General features: G+C 66.6%; 3 protein-coding genes. 2 read left to right on the forward strand and 1 reads right to left on the reverse strand.

Features of this window, described 5'->3' with window-relative positions:
* Window positions 1-415 (reverse strand): DedA family protein (locus tag DK254_RS32150; RefSeq protein WP_109937375.1); only part of this gene is annotated, 415 nt, incomplete at its 3' end.
* 244 nt (window positions 416-659) lie between these two features.
* Between DK254_RS32150 and hemB the strand changes: the two genes are divergently transcribed.
* Entirely contained in the window at window positions 660-1673 is a 1014-nt protein-coding gene (gene hemB / locus DK254_RS32155; protein ID WP_109937081.1) for a porphobilinogen synthase, read from the forward strand.
* A 22-nt stretch (window positions 1674-1695) separates the two neighbouring features.
* Window positions 1696-3891 carry a polyphosphate kinase 1 gene (gene ppk1, locus DK254_RS32160; protein ID WP_109937082.1) on the forward strand — a complete coding sequence of 732 codons (2196 nt, stop codon included), beginning with the start codon at window positions 1696-1698 and terminating at the stop codon, window positions 3889-3891.
* Window positions 3892-4169: the final 278 nt, after the last annotated feature.

The raw sequence follows: 4169 nt of genomic DNA on the forward strand, positions 1-4169 counted from the left end.
CGAGCACGCTGGCCCAGACGATGGCGCCTAGGCCGTTGAGCAGCAGGTAGCGGCCCGGCGGATAGCCGGACAGGCCGATGGCCACCGGCATCACCGTGCGCAGGCCGTAGACGAAGCGGAAGCTCAGCACCCACAGGTCCGGGCGCCGCCGCACGTGCTCCAGGGCGCGGTCGCCGAGCTTCTGCCAGCGCGGCTTGCGCGCCAGCAGCTTGCGCCCGTGGCGGCGGCCGAGGAAGTACCAGAGCTGGTCGCCCGCGTAGCTGCCGAGGAAGGCCACGGCGATCACGTATTCGAGCTGCATGTAGCCACGGAAGGCAAGGAAACCGGCCAGCACCAGAATCGTCTCGCCCTCGAAGAAGGTGCCGAGGAACAGGGCCAGATAGCCGAAATCCTGCAGGAATTGTTGGAGCATTATCGAGGCAACGCAGCGAAATGAACGCGCAGCCTAACCCGGTTGTCGTCCGGGGGGAAGGCACCTGCTGGCGGCTTGCTGGCCTTTGCATGGCCCAGGCCGCCTACTTTGGTCGTATGCTGCGGCTTCGGGCCCCTGCGACCGGTTGCCGCGACCCCGGGTCACTGTTACCCCTTGTTACCAATCGGTCATAATCACGGACTATAACTGTCACACTGTGCCTGCTGCCCGGGCCCTGGAGTACGCCGTGAGCTTCATTTCCGCCGAACGCGCCTTCCCCTTCACCCGCCTGCGCCGTAACCGCCGCGACGAGTTTTCCCGTCGCCTGGTGCGCGAGAACGTGCTGAGCGTCGACGACCTCATCCTTCCGGTGTTCGTCCTCGACGGCAAGAACCAGCGCGAGGCCATCGCCTCGATGCCGGGCGTCGAGCGCCTGTCCATCGACCTGCTGCTGCAGGAAGCCGAGCAACTGGTGGAGCTGGGCATCCCGGCGCTGGCGCTGTTCCCGGTCACCCCGCTGGAGAAGAAGTCCCTCGACGGCGCCGAGGCGTACAACCCCGAGGGCATCGCCCAGCGCGCTACCCGCGCCCTGCGCGAGCGCTTCCCGGAACTGGGCATCATCACCGACGTGGCCCTGGACCCGTTCACCAGCCATGGCCAGGACGGCATCCTCGACGAGAACGGCTACGTGATGAACGACGAGTCGGTGGACGTGCTGGTCAGGCAGGCGCTGTCCCACGCCGAGGCCGGCGCCCAGGTGGTGGCCCCCTCGGACATGATGGACGGCCGCGTCGGCGCCATCCGCGAGGCGCTGGAATCCACCGGGCACACCAACGTGCGCATCATGGCCTACTCGGCCAAGTACGCCAGCGCCTACTACGGCCCGTTCCGCGACGCGGTCGGCTCCGCCGCCAACCTCGGCAAGGGCAGCAAGGCCACCTACCAGATGGACCCGGGCAACAGCGACGAGGCGCTGCACGAGATCGCCGCCGACCTCGCCGAAGGCGCCGACATGATCATGGTCAAGCCGGGCATGCCCTACCTGGACATCGTCCGCCGGGCCAAGGACGAATTCCGCGCGCCGACCTTCGTCTACCAGGTCAGCGGCGAATACGCGATGCACATGGCGGCCATCGAGAATGGCTGGCTCAGCGAGGCGGTGATTCTCGAATCGCTGCTGGCCTTCAAGCGCGCCGGCGCTGATGGCATCCTGACCTACTTCGCCAAACGTGCGGCAGAACAACTGAAAAGGGGGCGCTGACGCCCCCGCGACGAGACTTGCGATGAATACCGAAGGCCAGAACGCAACCGATCTGATCGAAACCGAAGTGACCGTCACCGAAACCCTGGTGCTGCCCGAGGCGGCCGAAACCGTCGTGGAGGTTCCCGCCGCGCCGGCGGTGAACGTCGACGACAGTGCCCTCTACATTCATCGCGAGCTGTCGCAGCTGCAGTTCAACATCCGCGTGCTGGAGCAGGCGCTGGACGAGTCCTACCCGCTGCTCGAGCGCCTGAAGTTCCTGCTGATCTTCTCCAGCAACCTCGACGAGTTCTTCGAGATCCGCGTCGCCGGGCTGAAGAAGCAGATCACCTTCGCCCGCGAGCAGGCCGGCGCCGACGGCCTGCTGCCGCACCAGGCCCTGGCGCGGATCAGCGAGCAGGTGCACGAGCAGGTCGGTCGGCAGTACGCCATCCTCAACGACATCCTGCTGCCGGAGCTGGCCAAGCACGGCGTGCGCTTCATCCGCCGGCGCTACTGGACGCCGAAGATCAAGGCCTGGGTGCGGCGCTTCTTCCGCGACGAGATCGCCCCGATCATCACCCCCATCGGCCTCGACCCGACCCACCCGTTCCCGTTGCTGGTGAACAAGAGCCTGAACTTCGTGGTGGAGCTCGAGGGGATGGACGCCTTCGGCCGCGACTCCGGCCTTGCGATCATCCCGGCGCCGCGCTCGCTGCCGCGGATCATCCGCCTGCCCGAGGACGTGGCCGGGGAGGGCGACAACTACGTGTTCCTCTCCTCGATGATCCATGCCCACGCCGACGACCTGTTCTCCGGCATGAAGGTCAAGGGCTGCTACCAGTTCCGCCTGACGCGTAACGCCGACCTCTCGGTGGACGCCGAGGACGTCGAGGACCTGGCCCGCGCACTGCGCGGCGAGCTGTTCTCGCGGCGCTATGGCGACGCCGTGCGCCTGGAAGTGGTGGACACCTGCCCGGCGAACCTGTCCAACTACCTGCTCAAGCAGTTCGGCCTGGCCGAGAGCGAGCTGTACAAGGTCAGCGGCCCGGTCAACCTGACCCGCCTGTTCAGCGTCACCGGCCTTGCCAGCCACCCGGAGCTGCAGTACCCGCCGTTCACCCCGACCATTCCGAAGCTGCTGCAGAAGAAGGAGAACATGTTCGGCGTGCTGGCCAAGCTGGACGTGCTGCTGATGCACCCCTTCGAGTCCTTCACCCCGGTGGTCGACCTGCTGCGCCAGGCCGCCAAGGACCCGAACGTGCTGGCCATCAAGCAGACCCTGTACCGCTCCGGGGCCAACTCGGAGATCGTCGACGCCCTGGTGGAAGCGGCGCGCAACGGCAAGGAGGTCACTGCGGTGATCGAGCTGCGCGCGCGCTTCGACGAGGAGTCCAACCTGCAGCTGGCCAGCCGCCTGCAGCAGGCCGGCGCGGTGGTGATCTACGGCGTGGTCGGCTTCAAGACCCACGCCAAGATGATGCTCATCCTCCGCCGCGAGGACGGCGAGCTGCGCCGCTACGCGCACCTGGGCACCGGCAACTACCACGCCGGCAACGCCCGCCTGTACACCGACTACAGCCTGCTCACCGCCGACGTGGCGCTGTGCGAGGACCTGCACAAGCTGTTCAACCAGCTGATCGGCATGGGCAAGACGCTGCGCATGAAGAAGCTGCTGCACGCGCCCTTCACGCTGAAGAAGAACCTGCTGGAGATGATCAACCGCGAGGCGGCCCAGGCCGCCGAGGGCAAGCCGGCGCACATCATGGCCAAGGTCAACTCGCTGACCGACCCGAAGGTCATCCGCGCGCTGTACAAGGCCAGCCAGGCGGGGGTGAAGGTCGACCTGGTGGTGCGCGGCATGTGCTGCCTGCGCCCGGGTGTGCCGGGGGTCTCGCACAACATCCACGTGCGCTCCATCATCGGCCGCTTCCTCGAGCACAGCCGCATCTACTACTTCCTCAACGGCGGCGACGAGAAGCTGTACCTCTCCAGCGCCGACTGGATGGAGCGCAACCTCGACATGCGCGTGGAGACCTGCTTCCCGGTGGAAGGCAAGAAGCTGGTGCAGCGGGTGAAGAAGGAGCTGGAGCTGTACCTGGCCGACAACACCCAGGCCTGGGTGCTGCAACCCGACGGCAGCTACCAGCGCCTGAACCCCACCGGCAACCAGAACCCGCGCAACGCCCAGGCCATGCTGCTGGAGCGGCTGTGCACGCCGGTGATCAACGGACGCTGAGCGGCTGCCGAAAGACGAAAGCCCCGCCGCGCGAGCGCCGGGGCTTTTTGCTGCGGGCATGTTTCTCGTAGGAGCGGACCTCATCCGCGAATCGCGCCAGGGGGCGGCTATCGCGGAGAAGCTCCGCTCCTACGGTCCAGGCTGGTATGGCTTCCTGTAGGAGCGGGCCCTGCCCGCGATTCGCGCGCAGGGCTGAGCTGGCCTAATGATCTTGGACACCTTCATCGGGCGCTATCATGGCGCCCAACTGGAGGCAAAAATAGTGCGAAAGTCCTATT

It is taken from the genome of Pseudomonas sp. RW407 (genome assembly GCF_003176655.1).
GTDB classification, from domain to species: Bacteria; Pseudomonadota; Gammaproteobacteria; order Pseudomonadales; family Pseudomonadaceae; genus Pseudomonas; species Pseudomonas delhiensis.